The 26,616-nt window shown below is 63.4% G+C and carries 27 protein-coding genes and 1 tRNA gene; 13 read left to right on the top strand and 15 right to left on the bottom strand.

What is annotated here, in order from left to right:
• Positions 1-11: 11 nt before the first annotated feature.
• The 5 genes from D9R08_RS12995 to D9R08_RS13015 all read right to left on the bottom strand — a co-directional run bounded on the left by D9R08_RS12995 (position 12) and on the right by D9R08_RS13015 (position 3,558).
• Positions 12-224: a hypothetical protein gene (locus D9R08_RS12995; protein ID WP_121898488.1), complete on the bottom strand. Its 213-nt coding sequence runs from the start codon at positions 222-224 to the stop codon at positions 12-14.
• Positions 225-251: 27 nt separating this feature from the next.
• Positions 252-2,030 (bottom strand): acyl-CoA dehydrogenase C-terminal domain-containing protein, encoded by a 1,779-nt coding sequence (locus D9R08_RS13000; protein ID WP_121898489.1) that lies wholly within the window; start codon positions 2,028-2,030, stop codon positions 252-254.
• A gap of 37 nt (positions 2,031-2,067) precedes the next feature.
• The gene (locus tag D9R08_RS13005; protein ID WP_199709349.1) at positions 2,068-2,469 is read right to left on the bottom strand and encodes a MerR family transcriptional regulator; all 402 of its coding nucleotides are present in this window, start codon (positions 2,467-2,469) and stop codon (positions 2,068-2,070) included.
• Between the two features lie 217 nt (positions 2,470-2,686).
• Positions 2,687-3,190, bottom strand: coding sequence for a hypothetical protein (locus D9R08_RS13010; RefSeq protein ID WP_121898490.1), 504 nt, complete (start codon positions 3,188-3,190; stop codon positions 2,687-2,689).
• Complete coding sequence (locus D9R08_RS13015; protein WP_121898491.1) at positions 3,187-3,558, bottom strand: MerR family transcriptional regulator; 372 nt, start codon at positions 3,556-3,558, stop codon at positions 3,187-3,189. The genes D9R08_RS13010 and D9R08_RS13015 overlap by 4 nt, the downstream gene beginning before the upstream one ends.
• A gap of 159 nt (positions 3,559-3,717) precedes the next feature.
• On the opposite strand from D9R08_RS13015, the gene D9R08_RS13020 reads away from it, so the two are divergent.
• The 3 genes from D9R08_RS13020 to D9R08_RS13030 are packed head-to-tail and all read left to right on the top strand — an operon-like array spanning position 3,718 to position 6,003.
• Positions 3,718-4,170 carry a PaaI family thioesterase gene (locus tag D9R08_RS13020; protein WP_121898601.1) on the top strand — a complete coding sequence of 151 codons (453 nt, stop codon included), beginning with the start codon at positions 3,718-3,720 and terminating at the stop codon, positions 4,168-4,170.
• Complete coding sequence (locus D9R08_RS13025) at positions 4,167-4,676, top strand: PaaI family thioesterase (RefSeq protein ID WP_121898492.1); 510 nt, start codon at positions 4,167-4,169, stop codon at positions 4,674-4,676. Before D9R08_RS13020 ends, D9R08_RS13025 begins: the two co-directional genes overlap by 4 nt.
• A 1-nt stretch (position 4,677) precedes the next feature.
• The gene (locus D9R08_RS13030; protein ID WP_121898493.1) at positions 4,678-6,003 is read left to right on the top strand and encodes an MATE family efflux transporter; all 1,326 of its coding nucleotides are present in this window, start codon (positions 4,678-4,680) and stop codon (positions 6,001-6,003) included.
• A 34-nt stretch (positions 6,004-6,037) separates the two neighbouring features.
• Here D9R08_RS13030 and D9R08_RS13035 read toward each other — a convergent pair whose 3' ends face one another.
• Together D9R08_RS13035 and D9R08_RS13040 are read right to left on the bottom strand one after the other, a co-directional pair.
• Positions 6,038-7,093, bottom strand: coding sequence for a quinone-dependent dihydroorotate dehydrogenase (locus D9R08_RS13035; protein WP_121898494.1), 1,056 nt, complete (start codon positions 7,091-7,093; stop codon positions 6,038-6,040).
• Positions 7,093-7,431, bottom strand: coding sequence for a DUF952 domain-containing protein (locus D9R08_RS13040; RefSeq protein ID WP_121898602.1), 339 nt, complete (start codon positions 7,429-7,431; stop codon positions 7,093-7,095). Before D9R08_RS13040 ends, D9R08_RS13035 begins: the two co-directional genes overlap by 1 nt.
• Before the next feature lie 124 nt (positions 7,432-7,555).
• Here D9R08_RS13040 and D9R08_RS13045 point away from each other — a divergent pair, with 124 nt between their 5' ends.
• The 5 genes from D9R08_RS13045 to D9R08_RS13065 all read left to right on the top strand — a co-directional run bounded on the left by D9R08_RS13045 (position 7,556) and on the right by D9R08_RS13065 (position 12,647).
• A complete protein-coding gene (locus D9R08_RS13045; protein WP_121898495.1) occupies positions 7,556-9,166 on the top strand; it encodes a bifunctional metallophosphatase/5'-nucleotidase in 1,611 nt (536 codons plus the stop codon).
• 183 nt (positions 9,167-9,349) lie between these two features.
• Positions 9,350-9,514 (top strand): hypothetical protein, encoded by a 165-nt coding sequence (locus tag D9R08_RS19260; protein ID WP_199709351.1) that lies wholly within the window; start codon positions 9,350-9,352, stop codon positions 9,512-9,514.
• A 42-nt stretch (positions 9,515-9,556) separates the two neighbouring features.
• A complete protein-coding gene (locus D9R08_RS13055) occupies positions 9,557-10,222 on the top strand; it encodes an SOS response-associated peptidase (protein WP_121898497.1) in 666 nt (221 codons plus the stop codon).
• 348 nt (positions 10,223-10,570) lie between these two features.
• Positions 10,571-10,644 (top strand) — tRNA-Gly (locus tag D9R08_RS13060).
• A gap of 74 nt (positions 10,645-10,718) precedes the next feature.
• Positions 10,719-12,647, top strand: a complete 1,929-nt coding sequence (locus tag D9R08_RS13065) for a cation:proton antiporter domain-containing protein (protein WP_121898498.1) — start codon at positions 10,719-10,721, stop codon at positions 12,645-12,647.
• 15 nt (positions 12,648-12,662) lie between these two features.
• Here the strand turns inward: D9R08_RS13065 and D9R08_RS13070 are convergent, their stop codons facing one another.
• Genes D9R08_RS13070 through D9R08_RS13080 form a run of 3 tightly spaced genes read right to left on the bottom strand, consistent with a single transcriptional unit; the run spans position 12,663 to position 14,570 of the window.
• Positions 12,663-13,400, bottom strand: coding sequence for a type 1 glutamine amidotransferase domain-containing protein (locus D9R08_RS13070; protein ID WP_121898499.1), 738 nt, complete (start codon positions 13,398-13,400; stop codon positions 12,663-12,665).
• A 25-nt stretch (positions 13,401-13,425) separates the two neighbouring features.
• Positions 13,426-13,965, bottom strand: a complete 540-nt coding sequence (locus D9R08_RS13075) for an antibiotic biosynthesis monooxygenase (RefSeq protein WP_121898500.1) — start codon at positions 13,963-13,965, stop codon at positions 13,426-13,428.
• Positions 13,962-14,570, bottom strand: a complete 609-nt coding sequence (locus D9R08_RS13080) for an NADPH-dependent F420 reductase (protein ID WP_121898501.1) — start codon at positions 14,568-14,570, stop codon at positions 13,962-13,964. The genes D9R08_RS13075 and D9R08_RS13080 overlap by 4 nt, the downstream gene beginning before the upstream one ends.
• Before the next feature lie 73 nt (positions 14,571-14,643).
• Here D9R08_RS13080 and D9R08_RS13085 point away from each other — a divergent pair, with 73 nt between their 5' ends.
• The 5 genes from D9R08_RS13085 to D9R08_RS13105 all read left to right on the top strand — a co-directional run bounded on the left by D9R08_RS13085 (position 14,644) and on the right by D9R08_RS13105 (position 21,933).
• Complete coding sequence (locus D9R08_RS13085; protein WP_121898502.1) at positions 14,644-15,555, top strand: LysR family transcriptional regulator; 912 nt, start codon at positions 14,644-14,646, stop codon at positions 15,553-15,555.
• A 96-nt stretch (positions 15,556-15,651) separates the two neighbouring features.
• Positions 15,652-17,454, top strand: coding sequence for an ABC transporter transmembrane domain-containing protein (locus tag D9R08_RS13090; RefSeq protein WP_121898503.1), 1,803 nt, complete (start codon positions 15,652-15,654; stop codon positions 17,452-17,454).
• 123 nt (positions 17,455-17,577) lie between these two features.
• Entirely contained in the window at positions 17,578-19,488 is a 1,911-nt protein-coding gene (locus D9R08_RS13095) for an acyl-CoA synthetase (RefSeq protein WP_121898504.1), read from the top strand.
• Positions 19,489-19,715: 227 nt separating this feature from the next.
• The gene (locus D9R08_RS13100) at positions 19,716-20,921 is read left to right on the top strand and encodes a winged helix-turn-helix domain-containing protein (protein WP_121898505.1); all 1,206 of its coding nucleotides are present in this window, start codon (positions 19,716-19,718) and stop codon (positions 20,919-20,921) included.
• Between the two features lie 64 nt (positions 20,922-20,985).
• Positions 20,986-21,933 (top strand): 1-phosphofructokinase family hexose kinase, encoded by a 948-nt coding sequence (locus tag D9R08_RS13105; protein ID WP_158598996.1) that lies wholly within the window; start codon positions 20,986-20,988, stop codon positions 21,931-21,933.
• Between the two features lie 57 nt (positions 21,934-21,990).
• Here D9R08_RS13105 and D9R08_RS13110 read toward each other — a convergent pair whose 3' ends face one another.
• The 5 genes from D9R08_RS13110 to D9R08_RS13130 all read right to left on the bottom strand — a co-directional run bounded on the left by D9R08_RS13110 (position 21,991) and on the right by D9R08_RS13130 (position 26,532).
• On the bottom strand, positions 21,991-22,680 hold the full coding sequence (locus D9R08_RS13110) for an ABC transporter ATP-binding protein (RefSeq protein WP_121898507.1): 690 nt from the start codon (positions 22,678-22,680) through the stop codon (positions 21,991-21,993).
• On the bottom strand, positions 22,677-23,426 hold the full coding sequence (locus D9R08_RS13115) for an ABC transporter ATP-binding protein (RefSeq protein WP_121898508.1): 750 nt from the start codon (positions 23,424-23,426) through the stop codon (positions 22,677-22,679). The genes D9R08_RS13110 and D9R08_RS13115 overlap by 4 nt, the downstream gene beginning before the upstream one ends.
• Positions 23,419-24,402 carry a branched-chain amino acid ABC transporter permease gene (locus tag D9R08_RS13120; RefSeq protein WP_121898509.1) on the bottom strand — a complete coding sequence of 328 codons (984 nt, stop codon included), beginning with the start codon at positions 24,400-24,402 and terminating at the stop codon, positions 23,419-23,421. The genes D9R08_RS13115 and D9R08_RS13120 overlap by 8 nt, the downstream gene beginning before the upstream one ends.
• Complete coding sequence (locus D9R08_RS13125; RefSeq protein WP_121898510.1) at positions 24,399-25,319, bottom strand: branched-chain amino acid ABC transporter permease; 921 nt, start codon at positions 25,317-25,319, stop codon at positions 24,399-24,401. Before D9R08_RS13125 ends, D9R08_RS13120 begins: the two co-directional genes overlap by 4 nt.
• A gap of 64 nt (positions 25,320-25,383) precedes the next feature.
• Positions 25,384-26,532: an ABC transporter substrate-binding protein gene (locus D9R08_RS13130; protein ID WP_121898511.1), complete on the bottom strand. Its 1,149-nt coding sequence runs from the start codon at positions 26,530-26,532 to the stop codon at positions 25,384-25,386.
• Positions 26,533-26,616: the final 84 nt, after the last annotated feature.

The following is a 26,616-nucleotide window of genomic DNA, read 5'->3' on the forward strand; positions in this document are numbered from 1 at the left end:
GTCTGTTTTCATCAGCGTTTGCGGTCTTCCAGTTCCGAATTGAACAATCTCAGCCGGGCGGTCAGGTTTTCCTCGTCGATCACACTGGCCCAGTTTTCGAACAGGAAAGACAGAAACTCGCCCGCGTCCAGACCCGCCTCCGCCGAAAGCGTCCGCAAGCGGCGGAACCCATCTTCGCTCATCGCGATGTTGGGGCGACGGGTCAGGCGGAGGCGTTTGGGCATATCTGCATCTTTCCTGCGTTCAGGCCATCAGAAATTGGCCGCCTCCAGTGCCATCACCGTGTCCCCGCCCGACTGGATGCGTACCAGATGTGTGGCGGTCATCGGCAATTGACGGGCCATGTAGAACCGGCCCGTGGCCAGTTTTGTCTCATAGAAATCAGGGTCGGAGGTGCCGGTTTCAAGGGCCGTCAGTGCCGCCTTGGCCATCTGCGCCCACATCAGGCCCAGGCAGACATGCCCGAACAGATGCATGAAATCATAGGAGCCCGACAAGGCGTTGTTGGGGTTCTTCATGCCTTCCTGCATGAAGTACATCCCCGCCGCCTGCAGATCCTTCGAGGCCGCCTTCAGCGGATCGAGGAAATCGGCCTTCAGCGCGGCATTGTGCTCGTTCTTCTTGAGGAAGTCCTTCACCAGATCGAAGAAGGCCATCACATGCTTGCCGCCGTCCTGAGACAGTTTGCGGCCGACAAGATCAAGCGCCTGCACGCCGTTGGCGCCTTCGTAGATCATGGCGATCCGCGCATCCCGGGTGAACTGGGACATGCCCCATTCCTCGATATAGCCGTGGCCGCCATAGACCTGCTGGGCCAGCACGGTCATGTCATAGCCCTGATCTGTCAGGAACCCCTTGATCACAGGTGTCAGCAGCGAAACCAGGCCGTCGGCGGACGCATCTTCACCCCGATGGGCCCGGTCGATCAGCGTGGCCCCCCAAAGCAGAAACGCCCGGCCACCCTCGGTGAAGCTTTTCTGGGCCATCAGCGAACGGCGGATATCGGGATGGACGATCAGCGGGTCGGCGGGGCCGTCCGGGTTCTTCGGTCCGGTCACGTCCCGGCCCTGCAAGCGGTCCTTGGCGTATTCCAGTGCGTTTTGGAACGCCGCCTCGGCTTGCGCCAGGCCCTGCATGCCGACACCGATGCGCGCTTCGTTCATCATCGTGAACATGGCGCGCATGCCCTTGTGCTCCTCGCCAAGCAGATAGCCGGTCGCTTCGTCATAATTCATGACGCAGGTGGAGTTGCCGTGGATGCCCATCTTCTCTTCGATCTTGCCACAGCTCACGCCGTTGCGGGCGCCAAGCGAGCCGTCTTCGTTCACGAGGAATTTCGGCACGATGAACAATGACACACCCTTGATGCCTTCGGGGCCGCCGACAATCTTGCCCAGCACCAGATGGATGATGTTGTCGGCCATGTCGTGTTCGCCGGCGGAGATGAAGATCTTCTGCCCGGTGATCTTGTAGCTGCCATCGGCCTGCGGTTCGGCCTTGGTGCGCATCAGACCCAGATCGGTGCCGCAATGGGGCTCCGTCAGGTTCATGGTGCCGGTCCAGTCGCAGGAGACCATCTTGGGCAGATAGGTGTTTTTCTGTTCTTCGGTTCCATGGACCAGAATGGCCGAGGCCGCGCCATGGGTCAGACCCTGATACATGGTGAAGGCCTGATTGGCGGCAGAGAACATTTCCCCCACGGCGGTGCCGAGCACATAGGGCATGTTCTGGCCACCATATTCCTCGGGCATGTCCAGGCCCGGCCAGCCGCCTTCCTTCATCTGCGCGAACGCGTCCTTGAAGCCTGTGGGCGTGTAGACGACACCGTTTTCCATCCGGCAGCCTTCGGTGTCGCCAACCGTGTTGAGCGGGGTCAGCACCTCGCTCGCGATCTTGCCGGCCTCGTCCAGAACCGCGCCGGTGAAGTCGCGCTCCATTTCGTCATAGCCCGGAATGTCCTGTGCCGAGATATCGAGAACCTCGTGCAGGATGAACTGCATGTCTTTGGTGGGGGCGGTGTAGCTTGGCATCTTCTGTAAATCCTCCCGGACGGTCGTGTTTCGGCGTTTACTCGGCTGCGTCTTTGGCAGTGGTCACATTCGTCAGCATGTCCTCGACAAGGCTCATCTGCGATTTGAGATCTGCGATTGCGAGGTCAAGCTCGGCGCGCTGACGCTCCATGTCGGCCAGCCGGTCGCCCGCGACATCAAGCGTCCGCGAAAGCTGCGTGGCCTGCTGGTCGCCGGCATAGTAAAGATCGAGAAGCTGGCGGATCTCCTCCAGGCTGAAGCCGAAGCGCTTGCCGCGCAGGATCAGTTTCAGCCGTGCCCGGTCGCGGCGGGTAAAAAGGCGTTTCTGGCCTTCCCGGATCGGAAACAGCAGTTCCTTGGACTCGTAAAAACGGAGCGTCCGGGGCGTTACCTCGAACGTATCGCACATCTGGCGGATGGTCATGGTCTCTTCGGTCATGAGATCCCTCATTGCATAAAACATCGATTCTGGCTCCTGATGTGCGCGGACCGGATCTTTTCTACAAGCAAAGCTTACGTTGACGTAAACGGAACGTTGCGTCACTTCATGATTGACGAAAGGTCAGGAAAGATGACGCAGGGTCAGGCGCAATATCTGCAAAAGCCGGATTTGGCGCCAAACCCCTTGCAGGTAAGGAAAACCCTACCTTCCGATGTCATTCGCGGATCAGCCTGAGCGGGTTCGGGGACAGATGCCAGAACTGCCCGTCAGGGGTCAGAAAGCGCCATCCGGTCCCGGTCCACTGATATCCTGCGATCCAGCGATGGTGCGATGCGGTGGGTTCCAGATCGGCCGGATCCATCAGCGTCCCCAGGGGAACGGTGCCCAGCAACTCGCCAGGTGCGGCCCAGATCTCCATGACAGTGCGCTCCGGCGTGGGCACCCCTTCGAGCAGGTTCAGACCGGGGTTTCCGACCAGCACATATTGTCCGTCCGCTGACGGGTGGACATTGCGCCGCCAGCCGGGAATTTCCCAGGTATCCTCGATCCCGCTGACAGGCTCGATCCGGACCAGGTCGCGCGCCAAAACGCCGGTTACATGCACCCGGGTTTCGGTGATGAAGAAATACTGCGCAGGAGGGGGCAGCGGCTCATCCGCCAGCGCCGGGACCGCAGACGCAAGAAAGGCCACCGCCCAATGCAGGGAGCGCGGGCTCATGACCCGCCGGCCGCCGTCGCATCGCGAAGCGCCTGCAATTCGGCGATGATCTCGTCCAGCTCGTTCCGGCGCTGGTCAAGCTCCGCCAGCTGCCTGTCGGCCATGGCAAGCCACGCGTCCCTTTGCAGCTTGCCTTCGGGGTCCGCGTCATAGAGCTCAAGCCACTGTCGGATTTCCTCAAGGCTGAACCCAAAACGCCGCCCGCGCAGAATCAGCGTCATCCGGGCGACCTCGCGGGGGCCGTAGAAACGGGCGCGGCCATCGCGCTCAGGTGCCAGAAGCTCGATATACTCGTAATGGCGCAGGGTGCGCGGCGTCACCTCGAAGCGGGTGCACATCTGCTTGAAATCCAGCCGGTCGTCTGACATCGCTTGATCTAAGTGGTTGTTGCCGTCACGTCATTTCTGCACCAGCCGCCACGCGAATGCAAAGCGATGTTATGGCTTGCACCCGGGCCCGGGCTTCTGAAAACCTGTCGGCCCGTGCTCAGGGTCCGCGCAGCCGGCCCCGGAATAAGGACAGAAGAGATGGCGACGACGTCAGAGGACAAGGCCCGGATCGCCCGGCAATTCATCGAGGCGATTCCGTTTTCCAAGGCGCTGAGGATGCATCTGGACGAGATCGGGGAGGGGCTTGCCGCCATTTCGATGCCCTATGACGCGGCTTTGGTGGGCGATCCCAGAACCGGCGTGATCCATGGCGGTGCGGTATCGGCCCTGATGGATACCTGCGGCGGCGCGGCGGTGATGAGCCATGCGGATGCGCCGGCCGGCACGGCCACGATCGATCTGAGGATCGACTACATGCGTCCGGCCACCCCCGGTCAGCGGATCGTGGCTCGGGCGGAATGCTATCACGTCACCCGCAGCGTGGCCTTCGTGCGCGCCCAGGCCTTCGACGAGGACGAGACCCGGCCGGTGGCCGCGGCCACCGGCGCGTTCACCATCGAACAGGCCCGGACGCCGGAGCGCGCGCCATGAGCCGCCCCCGCCCCGAGCCCGTGCATCTGATCAAGCAGCGGCGCGACGCGGCGCTGTCGGCGCTTGTCGACGGGGTGCCGTATATCCGCACGATGGGGATCACCTTCGACCGGCGCGGCGACGAGTTGACCGGGGTGCTCAACTATGACGACAAGCTGATCGGCAATCCGTTTCTGCCGGCCCTGCATGGCGGGGCCACGGCGGCGTTTCTGGAGACGACGGCGATCATCGAACTGAGTTTCCAGATTCTGTGGGACGAGATCGAAAGCGGCCGTCTGGAGGGCGGGGCGCTGACGCCGGAGACCCTGCCGCGCCTGCCAAAGACAATTGATTTCACCGTCGACTACCTGCGCTCGGGCCTACCGCGGGACGCCTATGCACGCGCTCGGGTCAACCGCAGCGGGCGGCGTTACGCTTCGGTCCATGTGGAGGCGTGGCAGGACAACCGTTCGCGACTTTTCGCCCAGGCCACGGGGCATTTCCTGATGCCGGGCCGGTCAAACTAGGGTGCTGGCGTCGCAGGTCCCGGCCCAGCCCCTCAGCCATCGCCGGGTTCTGAAAATCGCGCTGCCCGTGGTGTTGTCCAATGCGACCGTGCCGATCCTCGGTGCCGTGGACACCGGTGTGGTCGGGCAACTGGGGGAGGCCGCGCCGATCGGCGCGGTGGGCATCGGCGCGATCATCCTGTCCACGATCTACTGGATTTTCGGGTTCCTGCGGATGGGCACGGTGGGATTGACCGGGCAGGCCATCGGCGCGCGTAACGCTGCCGAGGTCTCGGCGCTGCTCAGCCGGGTTCTGATGATCGCCGGGGCGGCGGGGCTGATGCTGATCGCGCTGCAGGGCCCGATTTTCCGGGCTGCGTTTCTGATCGCTCCGGCCAGCGCCGAGGTCGAGGCGCTGGCCCGGGACTACATGGCGATCCGAATCTTTTCCGCCCCCGCCGCTATTGCGATCTATGGGCTGACCGGCTGGATGATTGCCCATGAACGCACCACCGGCATGCTGGTTCTGCAATTGGGGATGAACCTGCTGAACATCCTGCTGAGCATCTTTTTCGTGCTTGGCCTCGGCTGGGGCGTGCAGGGCGTCGCGCTAGGGACATTCGTCTCGGAATGGGCGGGGTTCGCGCTGGGCCTGTGGCTTTGCCGGGGGGCGTTCCGGCGGCCCGCATGGCGCGACTGGCCAAGGGTTTTCGACCGGGCGCGGCTGATCCACATGGCCATGGTGAACACCGATATTCTGATTCGCTCGGTCATCTTGATGGCGGGGTTCACATCGTTTCTGTTCATCGGCGCCGATTTCGGTGACGTGCCTTTGGCGGCCAATCAGATCCTGATGCAGTTCATGTATATCACCGCCTATGCGATGGACGGGTTTGCCTTTGCCGCCGAGGCTCTGGTGGGGCAGGCGATGGGTGCGCGGGCGATGGGCCGGCTGAGACGCAGCGCGCTGCTGACCGGGGTCTGGGGGCTGATGATCTGCATCGCGATGGCCGTTGGCTTCGCGCTGCTTGGCGGCTGGATGATCGATGTGATGACCACCGCGCCCGAGGTCCGGGCGGAGGCGCGGACCTACCTGCCATGGATGGTGGCCGCGCCGCTGGTGGGCTGTGCGGCCTGGATGCTGGACGGGATCTTCATCGGCGCGACCCGTAGCCGAGACATGCGCAACATGATGATCCTGTCGGGGCTGGTCTATCTGGTCGCGCTCTGGGCACTGGTGCCGGCCTTCGGCAATCACGGGCTCTGGGCGGCGCTGCTGGTGTTTTTCACCGCTCGCGGGGTGAGCCTCGCCGCGCGCTATCCGGCACTGGAACGGGCGGCGGGGTAGGGGTGCCCCGGGGGTGGGGTGAGCTGTGCCGACCCTATTGCAGCCAGGGTTTGCGGTCCGTGCCCACGGCGGCGGCGACAGTCTCGTGGCCGTCGCGGGCCAAGAGCCGATCCAGATCCCTGGCGATTCTGGCGGCGAGGCTGAGCCCGCCATAGACGAGACCGGTATAGAGCTGAACGGCCGACGCGCCCGCCTTGATCTTGGCATAGGCCTGCTCGGCGGAGGCCACGCCGCCGACACCGATCAGCGGCACCGCGCCAGCCGTCAGTTGCGACAATCGGGCTAGAACACGGGTGGAGCGCGCGAAAAGCGGCTGTCCGGAAAGACCGCCTTTCTCTCTGGCACGGGGGCTTTTCAATCCATCGCGGTCAAGCGTGGTATTGGTCGCGATGATCCCGCTCAGCCCGGCGTCGATGGCGGCCTCGGCGATATCCTGCAGCTCGGCGGGTGAGAGGTCCGGGGCAATCTTCAGGAAGATCGGGATCGGGTGGGCCAGACCGGCATTGGCGGCCATCACGCCGGACAGAAGAGCCCTCAGCGCCGATTTGCCTTGCAGATCGCGCAGCCGCTCGGTGTTGGGGGAGGAGACGTTGACGGTGGCGAAGGCCACATGCGGGCCGCAATGCCCGAGTACCGTCGCGAAGTCTTCGGCGCGGTCGGCGCTGTCCTTGTTCGCACCGAGGTTCAAACCCACCGGGATCTCATGGGCGATGGCTGCAAGACGCGCCGCGATCGCCGCCATCCCGTCATTGTTGAAGCCGAACCGGTTGATCGCGGCCAGATCCTCGGAGAGCCGGAAAAGGCGCGGTCTGGGGTTGCCGGGCTGGGGCCGGGGCGTGGCTGCACCCACCTCCAGAAAGCCGAAGCCCGCGCGCATCAAGGGTCCGACCGCGGTAGCGTTCTTGTCGAACCCGGCGGCCAGACCGATCGGGTTGGGCAGAGCCATCCCCGCCAGATCCGTGCGAAGCCGCGGGGACGTCACAGGTCCCGGACCACGCGCAAGCCCCGCCTTGAGCGCCCAGAGCGCCAGACCGTGCGCGCGCTCGGGCTCCATCCGGTGCATCAGGGCCAGACCAGCGCGTTCCAGCATCAGATCACGCCTTCGGGAAAGACATGGCGCCCGTTTTCAAGGGGCAGCGGGCTGTGCCAGAGCATATCCGACAGGCGGAGCGGTCCGTAGAGATGCGGGAACAGCGCGCCGTCGCGCGACGGTTCCCATTTCAGTGCCGGGCCGAGCGTTTCGCTGTCATAGGCTAGAAGCTCCAGATCGCGCGCGCCCGCGAAATGCCGAGCCGCCGTTTCGGCCACCTGCGCCGCCGTGGAAAAATGGATGAACCCGTCGGCGATATCTACCGGCGCTCCCCGGGTTTCGCCGTCCGTGCGGAGCGCGGCCCATTCCCCGGCGCGCAATATCTTGTAAATCTGCATGGCGCCGGGATGGCCGCAACGCGCCGTGGCGTCAAGTGTCACCTCCATGTCACTCAAATCCCTTTACTTGCTTCCGTCTGCCCGTCACTCTCGACGGGTCCATCAAGACCTGGGAGTTATAGACATGCTTGCGAACATCATGCGCTCGACCGCGATGCTTGCCGCGCTTGGCATCGCCGCGCCAGCGGCAGCGGAAACGACGCTGCACATTCTGCATATCAACGATCTGCACAGCCGCATCCAGCCGATCAACCGTTTCGACAGCACCTGCAATGCCGAGGATGACGCCGCGGGCGAGTGTTTCGGCGGCGTGGCCCGGGTGGCTACCGCGATCAACACGCTGCGCGACGAACTGACGGCGGCGGGCGAAAACGTGATCGTTCTGGATGCGGGCGATCAGTTTCAGGGCAGCCTGATGTACACGACCTACAAGGGCGAGGTGGAGTCCGAGATGATGATGGCCATCGGCTTCGACGCCATGGCCGTCGGCAACCACGAGTTCGACGACGGGCCGCAGGGTCTGTCTGATTTCCTCGATCGCGTGGACTTCCCGGTGATCTCCGGCAATCTGGATCTGAGCCAGTCGAACCTGCTGAACGACCGGGTTGGCGATTACGTGGTGCTGGATGTGAACGGAATGCAGGTGGGCGTGGTCTCCGCGCTGGCCACTGACACGGTGGAAACCTCCAGCCCCGGGCCCAACATCATCTTTCAGGACGAGGTTGACGCGCTGCAGGCGGATGTGGATGCGCTGACCGAGCAGGGCGTGACGATGATCGTCGCGCTGACCCATGTGGGCCTGCCAGTGGATATCGCCATCGCCGAGGCGGTCACCGGTATCGACGTGATCGTCGGTGGTCATTCGCACACCTATCTGTCGGCCACGGACGAGGATCGCGCGGGGCCTTACCCGACCTTCGCCACCAACCCCGAGGGGACGCTGGTGCCGATCGTGCAGGCCTATGCCTATTCGAAGTATCTTGGCCATCTTGAAGTCACCTTCGATGACGCGGGCAATGTGGTCTATGCCGGCGGCGACACCATGGTCCTGGATGCCAGCGTGGAACCCGACGCGACGATTGCCGCGCGCGTCGCCGAACTGGCCGGACCGATCGAAGAGGCGATGAGCGACGTCGTGTCCGAGGCGTCCGAGCCGATCGAAGGATCGCGCGAGGTTTGCCGGGCCGGGGAATGCCCGATGGGCAACCTCGTCGCCGATGCGATGCTGGAACGGGTGCGCGATCAGGGCATCCAGATCGCCATTCAGAACGGTGGCGGCCTGCGCGCCTCCATCGACGGCGGGCCGATCACCATGGGCGAGGTCTTCACGGTTCTGCCGTTCCAGAACACGCTGGCAACCTTCCAGCTGAGCGGCGCCGATGTGGTGGCGGCCCTCGAAAACGGGGTCAGCCGGGTCGAGGATGGCGCGGGCCGTTTCCCTCAGGTCGCCGGCATGCGCTATGTCTGGGACGCGGCGGCGGAACCGGGCAGCCGGATCGTTTCGGCCGAACTGGAGACCGAGGCCGGATGGGAGCCGATCGATCCCGAGGCGATCTACGGCGTCGTGTCTAACAACTACATGCGCGGCGGCGGCGACGGTTATTCGATGTTCGCCACCAACGGCATGAACGCCTATGATTTCGGCCCCGGGCTGGAGCAGGTCGTGGCCGACTATCTGGCCGAGAATACGCCCTATACGCCCTATACCGACGGGCGCGTGAGCCAGGCCGAGTAAACGGCTGATCCGAAATCGCAAAGGGCCGGTGGGGGCGTTCCTTCACCGGCCTTTTCCTTTGTCACATTCTGCTATGCAGAAAACTCATGGCGGACATCGAAAACCGTCAATTGTAGATCAGGTTAGCGCTATCATATGGAGGTCATCGAAGACGAACACACCAGCATTGAAAGGAGCTGCACAATGACCTCGATAATTGCACGCCTGCGCACTGCCGCCGCAAAACGTGCGGCCTACAACCGGACCGTAGCCGAGATTTCCCGGATGCCTCTGGATGTTGCGCTGGATCTGAATATCTACCGCGGCGATGCCGAAAAAATCGCCTATCGGGCCGTCTACGGCGCCTGATCCAACTTTTATCCGCGTCACGCCCGCACTAGGCTCAGCCTCATGTGCGGGCGTTTTGTTTTAACCCATCCGACAGGCGAGATGGCGGAGCTGTTCGAGGCGACGCCGGCGAATGATCTGCCTCACGGTCCGCGCTACAATATCTGTCCGACGCAACAGGTCGGTGTCGTCACGTCCGAAACTGGCATGCGGCGCTATCGCCCGATGCGTTGGGGATTCGTGCCCCATTGGTACAAATCACCCACAGATGGCCCGCTGCTGATCAATGCGCGGGCAGAAACCATCGCCCGGAAACCCGCATTCCGGATGGCATGCCGGGAACGGCGGTGCCTGATCCCGGCAACCGGCTTTTATGAATGGACCAAGGACGCGGATGGCGCCCGTCTGCCGTGGTATATCCGGCCCGACACGGTGCAACCGCTTGCCTTCGCGGGGATCTGGCAAAGCTGGACCGGCGGGCAGGACAGTTTTGAAACCTGTGCCATCGTGACCTGCGCCGCAGGCGGTGCGATGTCGCGCATCCACCACCGCGAACCCGTGAGCCTTGCGCCCGAGGAATGGGCGCTGTGGCTGGGGGAGGCGGGACATGGGGCCGCACGGCTGATGAAGGCCGCGCCCGAGGGGAGGTTGCTGGCCCATCGGGTGGACAGGAAGGTGAACTCGAACACCGCAGAGGGCGCGGAGCTGATCCGGCCCCTCGCGGCCTGAGATCGACCCTGCGTAAGGTCAAAAAAAGGGGCCGCGCAAGAGACGCGGCCCGGTCCAGTCCAGGGAGAATTCGTTTTTGATGCAGCCTGCTCGTTGTTGATCTTATTGTTGCTGCTTGGGAAACAGATATGCTTCAAAAGAGGCGGAAATAAGGCGCTGGAAACAATCGGCCCGTTATCATGCCCGACCCGGGGTGCTGTTGCACGACATGGCCGCGCTCCCGCCAGTCATGGGGCTGGAGCCCAGGAGGCCATTTCGTCCGCTTGCGACAAAGTCCTGCCGCCGGGAGGGCTTGCGCCACATCCGGCTTGACGCCTTGGCCCCCATGAATTACCCCAATCCCGGTCTGCGGGCGTTGTGTAATGGTAAGACCTCAGCCTTCCAAGCTGATGATACGGGTTCGATTCCCGTCGCCCGCTCCATTCCCTTCAAATTGACTTATGTCTGATAGCGGGCAACATTCCTCCCTGCGACCTGACGGCAAATTGGGGGGCGTATGACGGATTTCCTGCTGCTGGCGTTCATTTTTCTGATCGCGGGCGTGATCGCGGTGCCGATTGCCTCGCGTCTCGGACTCGGCTCGGTGCTGGGCTATCTGATCGCCGGTATCGTGATCAGCCCGATCCTCGTGGTGCTGGGGGTCGATGTCATCTCGATCCAGCATTTTGCGGAATTCGGCGTTGTCATGATGCTGTTTCTGGTCGGTCTTGAACTGGAACCAAGACTGTTGTGGGAGATGCGCGCGCGGCTTCTGGGGCTGGGTGGCGGGCAGGTCGTGCTGACCGCCGCGCTGGTCATGGCGGCTGCGATGGCCTTCGGTCAGCCCTGGACCATCGCCCTGGCGATCGGTCTGGTCCTTGCGCTGTCTTCCACCGCGATCGTTTTGCAGACCCTGAACGAAAAAGGACTGATGAAGTCCGATGGCGGGCAATCGAGTTTTTCGGTCCTGTTGTTCCAGGACATCGCCGTGATCCCGATGCTGGCCTTCATTCCGCTACTGGCGATGCCGGAACTGATGGATATGGGCGGGGCGGTGGTCCATGGCGCGGAGGTTGCCCATGGCGCCGCCGACGATCATTCCGGCGGTGATCACGCCGCGCCGATGAGCCTTGTGTCGGGCCTGAACGGGTGGCAGACGGCGCTGGTGACCATCGGCGCGATTGCGGCCGTGGGTCTGGGCGGCACCTATCTGACCCGGCCGATTTTCCGGTTCATCGCGGTTGCGCAATTGCGCGAGTTGTTCACGGCGACCGCGTTGATGATGGTCATAGGGATCGCGCTTTTGATGTCGCTGGTCGGCCTCTCGCCCGCATTGGGCACTTTTCTGGCCGGTGTAGTGCTGGCCAACAGCGAGTATCGCCACGAACTGGAATCGGATATCGACCCGTTCCGGGGGCTGCTTCTGGGCCTTTTCTTCATGACGGTCGGCGCGGGGATAAACTTCGCGCTTCTGTTCGATAATCTGGTGCTGATCCTGGCCATGACGCTTGGGTTGATCGCGATCAAATGCGCGGTCTTGCTGGCCCTTGCCCCATTTTTCGGCATCAGGGGCGGTGACAAATGGCTGTTCGCCCTTGGACTGGCGCAGGCCGGCGAGTTCGGCTTCGTGCTCTTGTCCTTCACCGTGGCCAGTTCCGTTCTGCCGACGGCGATTGCCGATCAGCTCCTGCTGGTCGTGGCATTGTCGATGTTGCTGACCCCGGCGCTCTTCATCCTCTATGATCGCGTCATCGCGCCGAAATTCTCGCATGATCAAGAGCGTGAGGCCGACGAGATCGACGAAACCGGCCAGGTTATCATTGCGGGCCGGGGGCGGGTCGGCGGCCTGATCGGGCGGATGCTGACGGCGGCGGGGTTCTCCTCCACCGTGATTGATTTCAGCTCGAAACAGATCGACAATCTGCGCGCCTTCGGGATCAAGACCTATTTTGGTGACGCCACCCGGCCTGACATGCTGCACGCAGCCGGGATCGCCGAGGCGAAACTGCTGATCGTGGCCATTGACGACAAGGAGCAGATTACCGAACTGGTTCGGTATGCTCTCGACAACTATCCCAATCTGCATGTGATGGCGCGCGCGGTCGACCGGGACCATGTCTATCAGCTCTGGTCCGTGGGGTGCCGCGATATCATCCGCGAGACCTATGACAGTTCGATCCGCATGGGCCGGTCCGCATTCGAGGCATTGGGTATTCCGCGCGCGCATGCGGAAAGGATGGCGGCGGCCTTCGATGAGATGGATCGCCGCGCGATGGTGGAAGTGGCGGATGTCTATGACATCAACATACCGCCGCCGGAGAACCCCGCCTATATCGCGCGCATCAAGGAGGTTCTGGGCCCCCAGCAGGAGGAGCTTTCCGCCGAGATGGCCGCGATCCGGCGCGGCGAACGGGACGCCGGGGACAAGGATCTGTCCGCCGGCTGATCCGTTACGCGCCGGTTAGCGGCCAAGAGTGGCGACGACCATTTCGGCCGCGGCCGCACCCGAAAACTGCTGCTGTCCGGTGATGAGATTGCCGTCGCGGATCGCGAAGGGCTTGAACATGGAATTGACCACGAAATTGGTATCTTCCATCTTGCGCGCTTCCTCCTCGATCCAGAAGGGCTGGATCTTCTGCCCGACAAAGGCATCGGCAAATGCTTCCTCGGCATCGGCGAAGCCGGTCCACGTCTTGCCCTTGACCAGCAGATCGCCGTTCGACAATCGGGTTTTCAGCAAGATGCAGGTGCCGTGGCATACGATGCTGACAATCTTTCCGGCCTCATAGGCGCGCGCCACGAATCCGTGCAGGTCGGTGTCGTCGATCATGGTGACCATCGGGGATTGGCCGCCGGCAATGAAAATCGCGTCATAGTCGTCAATCGATACATCCGCGATGGATCTGGTGGCCTGCAATCTGGCGCTATGGGCGGGCGAGGTCTTGAACCCGAGCGACAGGATATCGTGGGCCGAATATTGGCTTTCGTCTTCCGGGTCGGAAAACCCGTCGGCCATCAGGTCGCCCCCCTTGGGGGACACGATTTCCACCTCGTAGCCGGCTTCGGTAAAGGTCCAGAACGGGTGTGTGACCTCGGCCCACCAGAAGCCGACAGGCCAGCCGGTTGTGGGTGAGGTGCCCGGATTGGCGACGATCATCAGGATGCGTTTGGTGCCGAATGTGTCGATGGATGCAGACATTGTATCTTTCCTTTTCAGTGGTTTATCAGTCTGAATAGATCCAGGCGCCAAGGGCTTTGGTCACCCTGGGCATGATCACGTAGGTCATCAGGAAGACCTGCAGGATCACCGTCAGAAGCAGCCGCGGTGCCAGCGGCCAGCCGCCGATCAGGGGCGCAAGCGCGAGGTTCAGCGCAAGCACCAGCAGGAACACGACCGCAACCAGAACCAGCGCCATGCGAAAGGCGTTTGGCTGCGGAAGGGGCGCGCCCTTCGGGGCCTCGAACCAGATCTCCAGACCGGTCAGCCGGTCCCAGACCGCGTCGCCCCGGACATGGGGCGCGATCTCGGCCAGAAAGCGGGCGCGGAGTCCGGATGCTTCGAACGCCGCGAGATTGTCGGGCGTGTCGAAGCGGAAGACACTGGTGTAAGGCGCGTCCGGTTTTTCGGGACGGTGAAATTCGGCACCCAGATAGCCGGGCAGGGCGGCCGCCGCATCGGTCAGGCGGGATAGCCAGTTCTCGTAGATCTCCTCGGATCCGGGCTTCACATGGCGACGGGCCACGACGGTGACGGGATCGCTCATTGACCTGCCCGCGGCATAGCACCGAAGGCCCAGTTCCGGCCCTTGCCGCGCATCAGCGCCTGATTAATCCAGACAAGGGCAAAGGGTTCCAGCAGGCGCGCCTTGACCAGATCGCCCGCATCCAACGGCTCGAACCCGAGATCGTCGAGCAACCCGGCGATGACGGATTTCGCGCCATCGTCATTGCCGGCCATCAATTGCAGGGGCCGCAGGGCGAAGCCGGAGGTGTCGGCCATGACCTCGGCGCCCACCTGGTTCAGGGTCTTGATAACATGGGCCTCCGGCAGCCAGGCCTGCACCTGTTCCGCGCCCGAGCTTGTGTGCCCGAGGGCGAGCCCCATCCCGTCGGGCCCCCGCGCGATCGGGTTCATGCAGTCGATAACCGGCTTGCCTGCGAGAGTGCCCAGGTCGGCTGATACATCCTTGGCCGCCGCCCAGGGCAGGGCGAGAACGACGACCGCGCCCCAATCGGCGGCCTCGCGTGGCGTCATCTCGTCCGACGCTTCCTGGGTGCGGGTGCCATAGCGGATCTCGTGGCCCGCCTTGGCCCAGTTTGTGCCAAGTGCGCGCCCGACATCACCGGCGCCGATGATCGCGATCTTCATATCCGTCTCCCTTGGCATGTGCCGTCGAGCCGTGCTAGCAAGCGACTTACTTAAATGAAAATGCATATGCTTCATGTATGATATTGATGAAATTGCACTCAGGCGTCTGGATCTCACCGTGCTGCTGGTGTTTCTGGGACTGATGCAGCACCGCAAAGCCGTGGAAGTGGCGGGCCGGATGGGGCTGACCCAATCGGCGATAAGCCATTCGATCAAACGCCTGCGGGATATCTTCGACGACCCGTTGTTTCTGCGCCGGCCCGCGGGGATGGAGCCCACCGCCGTGGCCATCGCGCTTGAGCCGAAGATCCGCCGCGCGGTGGAAATCCTGTCCGAGGCCTTGACCACGGAAACCGATTTCGATCCGGCCGCGGAAACGCGCGTGATCCGGATCGGGGCCTATGACAACGAGATGGCCACGCTGGTTCCGGGCCTTCTGCACCGTGCCCGGGCGCAGGCACCGGGCCTGCGGTTTGTGATCCGGTCCCTGGGGCGGGAGGCGGCGCTGAGCGCGCTGGACGCCGGCGAGCTGGATCTGGCCCTGGGCTTCATCTGGGATCTGCCGCAACGGTTTCAGGCCGAGCCGATCCACGAAGAAGGCTATGCGGTGGTGTTTCGCGCCGATCATCCACTGGCCACCCGCGACTGGACCCTTGAGGCGTTCCTGCAGGCCGATCATCTGGTCGTCTCGCCCGCGGGCGATCTGACCGGCGTCGTCGACCGGGAACTTGAAAATCTCGGCCTTACGCGCCGGGTGGTGGCCGCTGTTCCGCTGTTTTTTCCGGCGCTGGCCGCGGTCGCGGCCAGCGACATGGTGGCAACCTTGCCCGGCCGTCTGGTTGCGGCGCACGCGGCCCGGTTCGGCCTGACCACGCGGCAACCCCCATTGGCGATCCGGCCCTTCGAGGTCGCCGCCATCCGACATCAGCGCAACGCCAAAAGCGCCATGCACGACTGGCTGACGGCGATGTTGCGCCCGGTTTGACCGGCGGCCCGGGGTCGCAGGCGGCAACCAAGCCTTGTGCGCAGGCGTTGGTCCATTTATCTCGGATTGCAACACGTTAAGAAAACCGGGACCGTCATGGCAGGGCCACAAACCAGCCCAACCCAATCAGTGGAAGAACGCGAGAAATCCAAACGCATCGGCAGCCTGCGGGCACTGGTGCCGTTTCTCGCGCCCTATCGCCTCATGCTGGGGGCGGCCGTCGGTGCGCTGGTTCTGACGGCGATCGTGTCGCTGACGCTGCCGCTGGCGGTGCGCCGCGTCGTCGACGGGTTCGAGACGGAAAGCGCGGAACTGCTGGACAAGTATTTTCTGGCAGCACTCGGCATAGCGGCGCTTTTGGCGATTGGCACGGGGCTGCGCTACTACCTGGTCACCCGGCTTGGCGAACGGGTGGTGGCCGATATCCGCAAGGCGGTGTTCGACCGGATGATCGGCATGAGCCCCGCGTTTTACGAACGCATCATGACCGGCGAGGTGCTGAGCCGGATCACGACGGACACGACCCTTTTGCTCAGCGTGATTTCCTCTTCGGTTTCCGTCGCCCTGCGCAATCTGCTGATCCTGATCGGCGGGCTGATCCTGATGACCGTAACCTCCCCGAAGCTGGCCGGAATGGTTTTGCTGATCGTGCCGGCCATTATCATTCCGATCGTGGTTCTGGGCCGTCGCCTGCGGGTGCTGAGCAAGGAAAATCAGGATTGGATCGCCGAAAGCTCCGGCAATGCGTCCGAGGCGCTGTTGTCGGTACAGACCGTGCAGGCCTTCACCCATGAGCGCCCCTCCGCCGCGACCTTTGACAAGGTGACGGAGCGCAGTTTCGACAGTGCCAAGAAACGCATCGCCACGCGGGCGGTGATGACGGTTATCGTGATCGCGCTGGTCTTCGCGGGGATCGTGGGCGTGCTCTGGATCGGTGCACGGGATGTGCGCGCGGATGCGATGACCGTGGGAGAGCTTATCCAGTTTCTGATCTATGCGATCATGGTGGCCGGATCTGTCGGCGCGCTTTCCGAAATCTGGGGGGAGCTGCAGCGTGCCTCGGGCGCGACGGAGCGGCTTGTGGAACTGCTGCAAACCGCTGACAGCGTGGGCGACCCTGCGTCAGGCGCGCCGCTGCCGCTTGGCGGGCGTGGGGCCATCGCGTTCGAGAATGTGCGCTTCCATTACCCGACACGCCCCGAAACCGCCGCGCTCGACGGTGTGAACCTGACCGTGCAACCCGGCGAAACCGTCGCCCTTGTCGGGCCTTCGGGCGCCGGGAAATCCACAATATTCCAACTGCTCTTGCGGTTCTACGATCCCGAATCGGGCCGCATCACCCTTGACGGTCAGGATCTGCGCGACATGACGCGCGCGACCTTCCGCGACGCGATGGCGCTGGTGCCGCAAGACCCGGTGATCTTCGCCACTTCGGCGCGGGAGAACATTCGGTTCGGGCGACCCGATGCCAGTGACGCCGAGGTGGAAGAAGCTGCCAGAGCCGCCGCAGCCCACGGATTTCTGAGCGATCTGCCTGAAGGTTATGACACATATGTGGGCGAACGCGGCATCATGCTGTCGGGTGGTCAGAAACAGCGCATCGCCATCGCCCGCGCGATTTTGCGCGATGCGCCGATCCTGCTGCTCGACGAGGCAACATCGGCGCTGGACGCGGAAAGTGAACGCGCCGTACAGGATGCTGTTGCCGCCATGAGTGCGGGCCGGACCACACTGATCGTGGCGCACAGGCTGGCCACGGTAAAACAGGCCGACCGTATCCTTGTTTTCGAGGATGGGCAGATTGTCGCCGAAGGTACCCATGATACGCTTGTGACCCAAGGCGGGCTTTATGCCCGCCTGGCGCGGCTGCAATTCACCGAAGGCATGGCTGCGGAATAACGCGGGTCCGGCTGATTTGCGCAGCGTTACGCTTGCGTCACGGGCCGGTTGTGCCCAATCTACCCCATGGAGGAGAGGCCAGGCTCAAAATGGCCTCCAACGCGACTTAAGGGAGGGTGGCACATGGTGCGTTTTGCCAACGCCGAGGATATCAAAGCCGTCGAGCAGTCCAACCCCTGGCCCGCCAGCCAGCCGGCGACCACATTGTACGAGTTGCTGAGCAAGACCAGGGACAAGTTCGGCGGAATGAACGCGATCTCGTTCCAGCTGTTTTCCGGGCCGCGGGACAAGGCCGAAACCCTCACCTGGAACGAGTTGCATGGTCGCGCGACGCAGGCCGCCAATCTGTTCCGCAGCCTGGGCGTAGGTGAAAGCGATACAGTGGCCTTCATCCTGCCCAATTGCAACGAAACGGCCGTCACGCTGATTGGCGGTGCCATCGCCGGTATCGTCAATCCGATCAATCCGCTTCTGGACGCCGAACAGATCGGCTCCATCCTGCGGGAGACGAATGCCAAGGTTGTCGTCACGCTGAAGGCCTTTCCCAAGACCGACGTCGCCCAGAAAGTGGCCGAGGCGGTGGAACTGGCGCCGAATGTCAAAACCGTGCTGGAGGTCGATCTGCTGCGGTACATGACCGGGCTGAAAAAGCTGATCGTGCCGCTGATCCGTCCCAAATACGAGATCCAGCACAAGGCCCGCATACTCGATTTCAATGGGGAGTTGAGCCGCCAGCGCAGCGAACATCTGGATTTCGCCGACAGTACCGCGGACCGGGTTGCCGCCTATTTCCATACCGGTGGAACCACCGGCATGCCGAAGGTCGCGCAGCACAAGTATTCCGGCATGATCTACAATGGCTGGATCGGGCACACATTGCTGTTCACCGAGAAAGACAACATCATCTGCCCCCTGCCACTTTTTCACGTCTTTGCCTGCCACGTGATCCTGATGGCGGCGATTGCATCCGGAGCGCATGTTGTGTTTCCAACACCACAAGGGTACCGCGGCGAGGGTGTTTTCGACAATTTCTGGAAGCTGGTCGAACGCTGGCAGATCAGTTTCATCATCACCGTGCCCACGGCGATTGCGGCCATGATGCAGCGCCCCGTGAATGCCGATATCTCGTCGGTCAAGACGGCGTTTTCGGGCTCTTCTCCGCTTCCGGTAGAGCTGTTCAAGCGGTTCGAAAAGGCAACCGGTGTCACGCTGATCGAAGGCTATGGGTTGACCGAAGCCACCTGTCTGGTCAGTTGCAACCCGGTGGATGGCGACAAGAAGATCGGCTCGGTCGGGTTTCCGTTTCCGCATACGGAAGTCCGGATCATGAAGCATACATCCGAAGGCGTGACCTTGTGCGATACCGACGAAGTCGGCGAGATCTGCATTGACAACCCCGGCGTGTTCGAAGGCTCGACTTACACCGAGGATGACAAGAACATCGATCTTTTCAACGACGATATCTACCTGCGCACCGGCGATCTGGGCCGGATCGACGAGGACGGCTATCTCTGGATCACCGGGCGCGCGAAGGATCTGATCATCCGTGGCGGTCACAATATCGACCCTGCCGAGATCGAAGAGGCGCTGGCGGGTCATCCGGCCGTGGCCTTCGCCGGGGCCATCGGCCAGCCCGATGCCTTCGCGGGTGAACTGCCTTGCGTCTATGTCGAACTGGTCGAAGGTGCCGATATCACGGTCGCATCTCTGATGGATCACTGCAAGGAGCACGTGCATGAGCGCGCGGCCATCCCGAAGTATCTGGAAATCCTGCCGGAACTGCCGAAAACCGCAGTCGGCAAGATCTTCAAACCTGATCTTCGCAAGCGGGCGATCAGCCGTGTCTATAATGCAGCGCTAGAAGAGGCGGGGCTTGAGGCGCTCGTAGTCGAGGTGAGCGAAGACAAGAAGCGCGGTCTGGTCGCGCATCTGGAACGCACGGGCGAGGTGGACGAGGCGAAGCTGGCCCAGGTTCTGGGCGAGTTCACCCGGCCCTGGGACTGGGCGGACGGGAGCGCCAAAAGCGCCGCCTGAGCGGTGTGTAAACCCCCGACTATAGGCGGGTTCCGGAGCGCCCGGGCGGAGATGAAGCTGGCGATCGCCCGGCCGCAGGCCTGCCCGAAGCCGTAGCCGGGATCGCCAAGCCGGCGGAGATGTCCGCTTGGCCCGCTCTCTATGCAAATGATCCCGTTGTATCGGGGTCATCTGACGATCACCGATTGAGATTGCATCCGACGCGATCCGCACCCCATGATACTGCCATGGCCCGGCCTCTGATAGACAATGCCACCGCGCGACGGTTGTTTCTGAGTCGCCACGGGCTGGCGACGGCGCCAAACGGGGCGGCGCGGGGCGATGCACTGGCCGGGGTGATCCAGGATCTCGGGTTCGTGCAGGTCGACAGCGTCAATACCGTGGCGCGCGCCCATGACATGATCCTGTGGTCCCGCAGGCAAGCTTACAAACCTGCGAGCCTGCGCTGGCTGAACGATCGCAAGAGGGCGGTTTTCGAGCACTGGACCCACGACGCCTCGGTCCTTCCGGTGGCGTTCTTTCCCCATTGGCGCCTCAAATTCGCCCGTGACGCCGCCCGGCTGCGCGAGCGCTGGAAGAACTGGCATGGCTCAGCGTTTCATGCCGAGATCGACCGGGTCCTGGCCCATATCAGCGATCATGGGCCCGTGGGCAGCGGCGACCTGGCCGACAAGCGGCCCGAAAAATCCACCGGCTGGTGGGATTGGCATCCATCCAAGACCGCGCTGGAGTATCTCTGGCGTTCGGGGGAGTTGTCTGTCTCAAGGCGGGAGGGCTTTCGCAAGATCTACGACCTCAGCGAGCGGGTGATCCCGCCGGAGGCCCTGAATGCGGGGCATCCGGCGGAGGAGACGATAGACTGGGCCTGCGCCGGGGCGCTGGATCGCCTGGGCTTTGCCACCTCGGGGGAACTGGCGGCGTTCTGGGATCTGGTGCAGCCGGACGAGGCGAAGAAATGGGTGGCGGAGGCGCTGGAAAGCGGCCGCGTGATCCAGGCCGATATCGCGCTGGCCAGCGGCGGTCTGCGCTGCGTCATTCTGCGGCCGGAGGTGATGGACGGCCTGACCGATCTGCCGGCCGTCGCGCCGCGTCTGCGGATTCTCAGCCCTTTCGACCCCGTGCTGCGCGACCGCAACCGCGCCGAGCGGTTGTTCGGGTTTCATTACCGGATCGAGATTTTCGTGCCCGAGGCGAAGCGGCGCTATGGCTATTATGTTTTCCCGGTGATGGAGGGGGACCGGATGATCGGTCGCATCGACATGAAATGCGACCGGAACGCCGGCGGGCTCGATGTGAGCGCGTTCTGGCCCGAGCGCGGAGTGAAGACGGGCAGGGGCCGCATCCGCCGGCTGGAGGCCGAGCTGGAGCGCGTGGCCAGGTTCACGGGCTGCGCGGATATCCGGTTTGCGCCCGGCTGGTTGCGGGTGTCTTAGGGGTTGCATGCGTCGGGCGCACATATGACCTATGGGGGCGATGAACCGCCGACCGGAGATGCGCATGCGTGACGTTCTGACCCTGACGCTGAACCCGGCGCTGGATGTTTCGGCCGAGACGCCGCAGGTCGTGCCGGGGCCGAAACTGCGTTGCGCGGAGGCGCGGCTGGATCCCGGCGGGGGCGGGGTGAATGTGTCCCGGGCGATTGCGCGGCTCGGCGGGACATCCCGCGCGGTTGTGGCCTCGGGGGGCGTGACCGGCGCGCTTCTGTGCGATCTGCTGGAGGCCGAAGGGGTGCAGGTTGCGCGATTGCCGATTTCCGGACTGACGCGACAATCCTTCGCGATTACCGATATGAGCGCAGGCGGGCAGTACCGGTTCGTCATGCCGGGCCCGGTCTGGGCGGCGGCGGATGTGGATGGGCTCTGGACCCTGCTTGACGCGGTTCTGACGCGCGACACGCTGATGGTGGTGTCGGGCAGCCTGCCGCCCGGATTGTCGCCAGATCTGCCTGTCCGGATGAATGCGTATGCGCGCGCAGCCGGGGCGGCGATGGTTCTGGATACATCGGGCGCGGCCCTGGTACAGGCGGTGGAGCAGGCGACCACCCCTTATCATCTGCTGCGTGTCGACGGTGCGGAAGCCGATGAACTGGCGGGGCGGCCCCTGACCACGCCTGAGGATACCGCCGCTTTCGGCCGAAGCCTGATCGCAAGCGGCCGCGCGGAGCACGCGGTGATGGCGCTCGGCGCGACGGGTACGCTTGGGATTTCGGCCAGCGAGTGTTTTTTCTGTCGTCCGCCGCTGATCGAAACCGTCAGTGCCGTGGGCGCCGGCGACAGCCTTGTGGGCGCGATGGTGATGGCGCTTGCCCGTGGCGACGGGTTTCGCGCGGCTGTGGCCTTTGGAACCGCGGCAGCGGCGGCGGCGGTGATGACCCCCGCCACGGAACTGTGCAATCGCCGCGATGCGGAAGCGCTGCTGGACAGGATCGAAATCGAGCCGTTCTAGGTCCCTGCGCCCCGCACGCCGCGGGGGATGCCGCGGTCGACCCGGGCCGGCGCAGGGTCAGACGCCCAGATAGCGGTTGGTGATATCTTCGGTCAGGTTGGCCATCGCGTCGGACCAGACGGTCTTGCCGCGCTGCACGATCACCGCCCTGTCGGCGATGGCCGATAACTCGCGCAGGGATTTGTCCACCAGCAGGATGGCGAGGCCTGCATCCCGTTTCAGCGTGGCGATGGCCGCCCAGATTTCCTGCCGGACGACGGGGGCCAGCCCCTCGGTCGCTTCATCAAGGATCAACAGGCGCGGGTTGGTCATCAGCGCGCGGCCAATGGCCAGCATCTGCTGTTCGCCCCCAGAAAGAGATGCCGCCGACTGGTCGTGCCGATCCGCCAATTGAGGGAAAAGTGCGGCAATCCGGTCCATGTCCCAATGGCCGGGGCGGGCCGCCGCGATCAGGTTCTCCGCAACCGTCAGATTGGTGAAGCAGCGCCGCCCCTCGGGAACCAGGCCCAGCCCCATCCGCGCGGCCTTGTAGGCCGGCAGACGCGCCAGATCCTGACCGTCGAACAGGACCGTGCCCGCACTGACCGGCAGAAGCCTGCAGATGGTCTTGACGGTGGTGGTCTTGCCCATCCCGTTCCGGCCCATCAGCGCAAGGACCTCGCCCTCCGCGATCTCCAGCGAGACATCGAAGAGCGCCTGAGACGCACCGTAGAAAGCGCCGATATGCCGAACCGACAGGAGCGTCATGCATCCTCCCCCAGATAGGCGACGCGCACATCGGGGTCGTTCCGGATTTCCTCGACCGTGCCGGTGGCGATGATCCTGCCATAGACCAGCACACTGACCCGGTCCGCCAACGCAAAGACGGCGTCCATATCATGTTCCACCAGAAGGATCGGAGCGGTGTGGCGCAAGCCGTCAAGGAAACCGGTCAGGTTCTTCGAGCCTTCGAAACCAAGGCCGGCCATCGGCTCGTCCATGACGAAGGCTTTGGGGGCAAGTGTCAGCGCGACGGCCACCTCCAACTGACGACGCTGACCATGGGAAAGCTCGAATGTCGGCGTCGCGGCATGCGCGCTCAATCCGACGAGTTCCAGCGCGTTTTCGGCCACCGCGCGCAGGTCCCGCTGCGCGAGGGCGGGACGGAGAAAGCGGAAGGCCGTGCCGCCTGCGCCCATGGCGCCAAGCAGGGCGTTTTGCAGCACCGTGTCTTCCATGGCCAGGGCGGAGATCTGGAACGTGCGGGCGAGCCCGCGTCTGGCACGTTCGGCGGTGCCAAGCGGTGTGACGTCTTCGCCGCGGAACAGAACCTTCCCCGCATCGGGCCGCAGGCCTCCGGCGATCTGCTTGATCAGGGTCGATTTGCCCGCGCCGTTCGGGCCGATCAGCGCGTGTATTTCGCCTGGGCGCAGGTCGATGGAGATATCCTGGCTGGCTTGCAGCGCGCCGAAGGACTTGGTGATGCCGATGGTTTGCAGGATGGGCTCAGTCATGGGCCTTGCCCCGGCCCGCGAGCGACCCAATCACCCCGCCACGGGCGAACAGCACGATCAGAAGCAGGAGCACCCCCAGATAGACATGCCAGTAGTCCGACAACCCGCCAAGCAGATGTTCCAGCAAGATGAACAGCATTGCGCCCACCACCGGCCCGAACAGACGCGCGACCCCGCCGATAATGACGAAAACCATGATCTCGCCGCTTGTCTGCCAGCTCAGCATGGTGGGACTGACAAACCGGTTCAGATCGGCAAACAGCGCCCCCGCCAGCCCGGTGATCATGCCCGAAATCGTGAAGGCGATCAGCCGCAGGCGGTAGGGCGAGATGCCGACGGTCTCGACCCGCATGGGCGATTGCCGCGCGGCATTCAGCGCAAGGCCGAAGCTGGATTTCGCCAGCCGCGATGTCAGGAACAGCACAGCTGCAAGAAGGGCAAGGACGATGACGTAGAACTGGATCGGATCGAGGGTGTTCAGGCCCGGAAAGTCGTTGCGTACATAGATGGACAGCCCGTCTTCGCCGCCATAGGCGGGCCAGCTGATTGCGAAGAAATAAAGCATCTGCCCGAAGGCCAGCGTGATCATGATGAAGTAGACGCCCGAGGTTCGCAGGCTCAGCGCGCCGATCGCCAGCGCCGCGAGCCCCGAGGCCGTGATGGCGACCAGCCAGATGATCGGCATGGATTTCGTGCCCTCGATCAGAAACGGGGTTTCGAGGATCGGATCGTACAGCTGTGCGTGGCTGGCCAGAACGCCCATGGCGTAGCCGCCGATCCCGAAAAACGCCGCATGGCCGAGGCTGACCAGCCCGCCAAGACCGAGCGCGATGTTCAGCCCGACGCCCGCCAGGGCCAGAATGGCCGCCTTGGTCGTCAGCGTGATCAGGAAGGGTTCATCCGTTGCCCAGGCCCATAGCGGGAAGGCGACGAGCGCCAGCATCACGGCGGCGTTGAGGATCTGCTCGCGGCTCATGCCTTCGCCCCGAAAAGACCGGTGGGGCGCACGATGAGAACGGCCGCCATGAGGATGTAGATCAGCATTGAGGCCAGCGCCGAACCGGCGGAGGAGGCGGCCGAGCTGTCCATGAATTGCCGGAAAAGCTCGGGAAGCAGGAGCCCGCCCAACGTGTCCGTCAGCCCCACAAGGATGGACCCGACGAGCGCCCCCTTTATCGAGCCGATGCCGCCGATCACGATAACCACGAAGGCCAGGATCAGGACCGGCTCCCCCATGCCGACCTGCACGGACTGGATCGCGCCCACCAGCGCGCCGGCCAGCCCGGCCAGTGCGGCGCCAAGCGCGAACACGATGGTGTAGAGCCCCGAAATGTTGATGCCGAGCGCGGCGATCATCTCCCGGTCGTTTTCACCGGCCCGGATCTGAATGCCCAGACGGGTACGGCTGATCAGCAGGAAGAGACCGAGCGCCACCGCCAGCCCGATCAGGATCAGCGTCAAGCGGTAGAACGGATACTGGATGCCGCCGGGCAACGTCACAGGCCCGGCCAGATAATCCGGGATGTTTAGAAAAAGCGGAAATGAGCCGAAGACCCACCGGGTTCCTTCGGAAAAGATCAGGATCAGCGCGAAGGTGGCCAGAACCTGATCGAGGTGGTCGCGGTTGTATAATCGCCGGATCACCACAAGCTCCACCAGCGCGCCGGCGGCGGCGGCGGCGGCAAGCGCGGCCATCAGCGCAAGCAGGAACGACCCCGTGGCGCCCGCAACGGCGGCGGCCGCAAAGGCGCCGATCATGAACAGCGATCCATGGGCCAGATTGATCAGGCCCATCACCCCGAAGACGAGGGTCAGCCCGGCTGCCATCAGGAACAGCATCACGCCCAGTTGCAAGCCGTTCAGAACCTGCTCGGCAAAAAGGATGAGAGACATGTCCGGTCTTTCTGCGAAGCGGCGCCTGACGCGGCCTCAGGGCTGCGTCAGGCCTTGGGGCGGATCAGAACGAACACTCGGCTGCGTAGAAGTCGCCATGATCCTCAAGCGCCACACCGATGATCCGGTTGGTGAACACATCGCCATCCTGGATCACTTCGCGGACATAGATGTCCTGGATCGGGTGCTGGTTCGGGCCAAAGGCGAAATCGCCCCGCGTACTGTCGAAATCGGCGGCGGCAAGGGCCGCACGGAACGCATCCCCATCGCTCGGATCGGCAACCGCAAGGGCCGAGATCAGCAGGTTCGCCGTGTCAAAGCCCTGGCTTGCGTAAAGCGATGGCAGCCGGCCGTATTCGGCCTGAAAGCTTTCGACGAAGGCCGCGTTGGTCGGGTTGTCGATGTCGCGGTTCCACTGAGAAGTGTTCACGATGCCAAGTGCATCCGCGCCCACGGCCTGGAGGATCCCCTGATCGAAGCTGAAGGCAGGACCGATCAGCGGGATATCGACGCCGCTATCGGCAAACTGCTTCACGAAGGCGATGCCCATGCCACCCGGCAGGAAGAAGAACACGCTATCGGCACCCGATGCGCGGATCTGTGCAATCTCGGAGGCGTAATCGGTCTGTCCAAGCTCGGTGAAAAGCTCACCTGCAAGCCCGCCTTCATACATCCGCTTGTAACCGGTCAGCGCATCCTGACCCGCGGGGTAGTTCGGCGCGAGAATGAATGAGTTGGTGTAGCCTTGCGAGTTTGCATAGGCCCCGGCGGCCTCGTGCAGGGCGTCGTTCTGCCAGGCGACATTGAAGTAGTTCGGATGACAGCCCCTGCCGGCCAGTTGCGACGGCCCGGCATTCGGCGACAGGTAGATCACATCCTGCGCCACCGCGCTGGGGATTACCGCCATGGCCAGATTGGACCAGATGATCCCGGTCATGACATCTACATCATGGGACTGGATCATTTCGTCCGAAAGCCTGACAGCCACATCGGGCCGGCGCTGATCGTCCTCGATGATCACCTCGATATTGTCGAGCCCGGATTGGGCAATGGCGAGCATGAAGCCGTCGCGCACATCAATACCCAGCCCCGCGCCGCCGCCGGAGAGAGTGGTGATCATGCCGACGCGGACCGCATCGTCATGGGTGTCGCCCAGAGCAACCGTTCCCAGCGCCATCATGGAGGCCGCCATGGCAAGTGATTTCAGTGTCATCAGTGTCTCCTTGTTGGGTGGGGCTCTTTCTCGGCCCCTAACTTTGTTTCAAAAAAGCTAGCATGCGCGAATTTTAACTTCAAG

Source organism: Rhodophyticola porphyridii, assembly GCF_003688285.1.
GTDB lineage: Bacteria > Pseudomonadota > Alphaproteobacteria > Rhodobacterales > Rhodobacteraceae > Rhodophyticola > Rhodophyticola porphyridii.

What these genes read in the sequence shown, in the direction of transcription:
- D9R08_RS12995 (WP_121898488.1), bottom strand. Translation starts at nt 224, where the DNA reads ATGCCCAAACGCCTCCGCCTGACCCGTCGCCCCAACATCGCGATGAGC.
- D9R08_RS13000 (WP_121898489.1), bottom strand. Translation starts at nt 2,030, where the DNA reads ATGCCAAGCTACACCGCCCCCACCAAAGACATGCAGTTCATCCTGCAC.
- D9R08_RS13005 (WP_199709349.1), bottom strand. Translation starts at nt 2,469, where the DNA reads ATGACCGAAGAGACCATGACCATCCGCCAGATGTGCGATACGTTCGAG.
- D9R08_RS13010 (WP_121898490.1), bottom strand. Translation starts at nt 3,190, where the DNA reads ATGAGCCCGCGCTCCCTGCATTGGGCGGTGGCCTTTCTTGCGTCTGCG.
- D9R08_RS13015 (WP_121898491.1), bottom strand. Translation starts at nt 3,558, where the DNA reads ATGTCAGACGACCGGCTGGATTTCAAGCAGATGTGCACCCGCTTCGAG.
- D9R08_RS13020 (WP_121898601.1), top strand. Translation starts at nt 3,718, where the DNA reads ATGGCGACGACGTCAGAGGACAAGGCCCGGATCGCCCGGCAATTCATC.
- D9R08_RS13025 (WP_121898492.1), top strand. Translation starts at nt 4,167, where the DNA reads ATGAGCCGCCCCCGCCCCGAGCCCGTGCATCTGATCAAGCAGCGGCGC.
- D9R08_RS13035 (WP_121898494.1), bottom strand. Translation starts at nt 7,093, where the DNA reads ATGCTGGAACGCGCTGGTCTGGCCCTGATGCACCGGATGGAGCCCGAG.
- D9R08_RS13040 (WP_121898602.1), bottom strand. Translation starts at nt 7,431, where the DNA reads ATGCAGATTTACAAGATATTGCGCGCCGGGGAATGGGCCGCGCTCCGC.
- D9R08_RS13045 (WP_121898495.1), top strand. Translation starts at nt 7,556, where the DNA reads ATGCTTGCGAACATCATGCGCTCGACCGCGATGCTTGCCGCGCTTGGC.
- D9R08_RS19260 (WP_199709351.1), top strand. Translation starts at nt 9,350, where the DNA reads ATGACCTCGATAATTGCACGCCTGCGCACTGCCGCCGCAAAACGTGCG.
- D9R08_RS13055 (WP_121898497.1), top strand. Translation starts at nt 9,557, where the DNA reads ATGTGCGGGCGTTTTGTTTTAACCCATCCGACAGGCGAGATGGCGGAG.
- D9R08_RS13065 (WP_121898498.1), top strand. Translation starts at nt 10,719, where the DNA reads ATGACGGATTTCCTGCTGCTGGCGTTCATTTTTCTGATCGCGGGCGTG.
- D9R08_RS13070 (WP_121898499.1), bottom strand. Translation starts at nt 13,400, where the DNA reads ATGTCTGCATCCATCGACACATTCGGCACCAAACGCATCCTGATGATC.
- D9R08_RS13075 (WP_121898500.1), bottom strand. Translation starts at nt 13,965, where the DNA reads ATGAGCGATCCCGTCACCGTCGTGGCCCGTCGCCATGTGAAGCCCGGA.
- D9R08_RS13080 (WP_121898501.1), bottom strand. Translation starts at nt 14,570, where the DNA reads ATGAAGATCGCGATCATCGGCGCCGGTGATGTCGGGCGCGCACTTGGC.
- D9R08_RS13085 (WP_121898502.1), top strand. Translation starts at nt 14,644, where the DNA reads ATGTATGATATTGATGAAATTGCACTCAGGCGTCTGGATCTCACCGTG.
- D9R08_RS13090 (WP_121898503.1), top strand. Translation starts at nt 15,652, where the DNA reads ATGGCAGGGCCACAAACCAGCCCAACCCAATCAGTGGAAGAACGCGAG.
- D9R08_RS13095 (WP_121898504.1), top strand. Translation starts at nt 17,578, where the DNA reads ATGGTGCGTTTTGCCAACGCCGAGGATATCAAAGCCGTCGAGCAGTCC.
- D9R08_RS13100 (WP_121898505.1), top strand. Translation starts at nt 19,716, where the DNA reads ATGGCCCGGCCTCTGATAGACAATGCCACCGCGCGACGGTTGTTTCTG.
- D9R08_RS13105 (WP_158598996.1), top strand. Translation starts at nt 20,986, where the DNA reads ATGCGTGACGTTCTGACCCTGACGCTGAACCCGGCGCTGGATGTTTCG.
- D9R08_RS13110 (WP_121898507.1), bottom strand. Translation starts at nt 22,680, where the DNA reads ATGACGCTCCTGTCGGTTCGGCATATCGGCGCTTTCTACGGTGCGTCT.
- D9R08_RS13115 (WP_121898508.1), bottom strand. Translation starts at nt 23,426, where the DNA reads ATGACTGAGCCCATCCTGCAAACCATCGGCATCACCAAGTCCTTCGGC.
- D9R08_RS13120 (WP_121898509.1), bottom strand. Translation starts at nt 24,402, where the DNA reads ATGAGCCGCGAGCAGATCCTCAACGCCGCCGTGATGCTGGCGCTCGTC.
- D9R08_RS13125 (WP_121898510.1), bottom strand. Translation starts at nt 25,319, where the DNA reads ATGTCTCTCATCCTTTTTGCCGAGCAGGTTCTGAACGGCTTGCAACTG.
- D9R08_RS13130 (WP_121898511.1), bottom strand. Translation starts at nt 26,532, where the DNA reads ATGACACTGAAATCACTTGCCATGGCGGCCTCCATGATGGCGCTGGGA.